At 60.7% G+C, this 2,130-nt stretch carries 2 protein-coding genes and 1 pseudogene; 2 read left to right on the top strand and 1 reads right to left on the bottom strand.

Going from position 1 to position 2,130, the window contains the following annotated elements; genetic code table 11:
* Both pmtA and BQ8482_RS21300 read left to right on the top strand, forming a co-directional pair.
* Window positions 1–522 (top strand): phospholipid N-methyltransferase PmtA (pmtA, locus tag BQ8482_RS21310; protein WP_123149482.1); only part of this gene is annotated, 522 nt, incomplete at its 5' end.
* A 407-nt stretch (window positions 523–929) separates the two neighbouring features.
* Window positions 930–1,327 (top strand): annotated as a pseudogene (locus tag BQ8482_RS21300) (IS6 family transposase); the annotation flags it as partial.
* A gap of 335 nt (window positions 1,328–1,662) precedes the next feature.
* Here the strand turns inward: BQ8482_RS21300 and BQ8482_RS21295 are convergent.
* A partial coding sequence (locus BQ8482_RS21295; protein WP_244602915.1) for a nucleotidyl transferase AbiEii/AbiGii toxin family protein occupies window positions 1,663–2,130 on the bottom strand: 468 nt, incomplete at its 5' end.

The raw sequence follows: 2,130 nt of genomic DNA, 5'->3' as shown, positions 1-2,130 counted from the left end.
CAGGATAAGAAAGGTGTGGGCGCACTCATGCCCACGTCGATCCATGCGGCGCGCCGCATGGCCAGTGTGGTCAACCCGCATTCTGGATTGCCGGTTTTGGAGATTGGTGCCGGGACTGGTGTCATCACCAGGGCCATCCTGGAAAGAGGCATCAAACCGCATCGGTTGACTTCGGTCGAATATTCCAAGGATTTCTATGACGGCCTGGTGCGACGCTTTCCGGGAGTGGATTTCCGCCTGGGCAATGCGTTTGCCTTGGAAGAAATTCTGGGGGAGCGCCGGGAAAAGTTCGATTGTGTCATAAGCGCAGTGCCGATGTTGAGCTTTCCGATGCAACAGCGCCTCACACTGCTCGAGGATTTGCTCGCACGAATCCCCGCCGGGCGACCTGTGATCCAAATCACCTACGGTCTTCTGTCACCGGTGCTCAAAATGCCCGACCGGTACATCGTTTCTCACTATGATTTCGTCGTTCGCAATGTTCCCCCCGCACAACTCTGGACCTATCGACGAGCAGTGTGACCACAGGGACGCGAGCGCAGGTGGCTTCGGAATCCTTGTACAGGACTGCAAAGCCGACTGAACTTGGTGCTAGGGCCGGCCATTCGCGCCCTAGCTGGACCGCCTTCCATTCCGCATTTTCTGAGGATCGATGTGATCGCAGCAGAGAGATGATGTTCGGCTACAAGCATTGAGAGCGGCGAAGCTTCCGCTAACGCCTATGTTTCTCCGGTATTTCGGAGATGCATTCCTCGAGACGCGCCGGGCGGAACTTCGCAGCGAAGTTCATGTCCGGCTTCGAAACGTCGATGGCGTCCTTGAGGTGTGGGCGCTATGAGGTCGCGCTCCAGTTCAGCAATGCGCGCACGCACCTGCCGAGCCTCGTCCTGACGCAACGCCTTGATCCATCCACGCCCGCGCATCGGACTTCCTGCCAGCACCCGACAGTGCACCGCTGGGTCGTTCACTTCTCGCCCAGCTTCGGGAGCGCTTCAACGGGCGCAAGCGCGCGCCCTCACCGGCAAGTGGCACATGGACGAGACATACATCAAGGTACGCTGCCAATGGATCTATCGTGCCGTCGACGGCGTCGGCGACATGGTCCGAGTTCTTCTTCAGCGAACACCGCGACCTGCCGGCAGCCAAGCGCTTCTTCCGGAAGGCCCTGGAGCGCCACGGCAGACCGGATCGCATCGTCATCGACGGCAGCCCGACCAATCATGAGGCGATCATTTCCTGCGACGCCGAACACCGTCTGCGGAATCGATCGCGACGAGCGCTGAAGCCGATCCGCATCCGCAAGAGCAAGTACCTCAACAATCGGATCGTTCGCGCCGCGCAAGATGGCGTCGGCCTGGGGCGCGCAGTTGCGCATGACGTTGGCGGCCTTGCCGGCGCATAGCGGCAACGAGGCCAGGGCGGCCTTCTTACGTTTAAGTACAGTCCATCAGCAGGACAACGGTGTTGATTGCGGCGTCTTCGTGGTGGACGGCACGCGCGAGCTGGTTCAACGATCGGCGGACGAGCAGCGGCCCGAAACCCAACAGCCGCTGCCGCGATCGTCGCCTCTCGGCCAGCGTGAAGTTTTTCGATGTCCTCGGGTTTGAAGCAGACATTTGCTCGACAACGCCTTGATGATGCCCCGGCGACGTGGCCAGGCGACTAGGAATGGGTGTTGATGTCCTGCTCAATCTGCCGTGCTGATTCCAGAATGTCATCGAAACTCGGCGGAGTGCCGAAGATCATGGCCGCCGTATTGGCATAGTCGCGCGTGAGCGCGTCCACCATCTTTGGAGCGGGCGCGATTGCGAAGCTGCCCGGGACTGCTGAGGCGAGGTCATAGTCGGGACGGTCGAAAAACATTCGTGCGTGCCGCACACAATCGGCGCCAAGATCGAGATCGCCGAGCGCGGCCTTTCCGGTCTCGGATCCGAGAAGACAGTGCAGGTCGTAATAGTGCCGAGACACCCGCTGGCCTTCCTGCCGCAGTTCGCCGCGCCGCTCGTACCAGCGGCGCAATCCGTGGGCGACCACCACCTTGTCCCAAAAGGTGCGGGTCGCCTCGATCGTGGTCACGTTGGCGACGGTGAGATCAATGCCTGCCGCTTCCTCCGCGACATAGGGCGTGAT

Source organism: Mesorhizobium delmotii (assembly GCF_900149755.1).
Taxonomy (GTDB): Bacteria; Pseudomonadota; Alphaproteobacteria; order Rhizobiales; family Rhizobiaceae; genus Mesorhizobium; species Mesorhizobium delmotii.
This window is presented reverse-complemented; position numbering and strand designations above follow the sequence as displayed.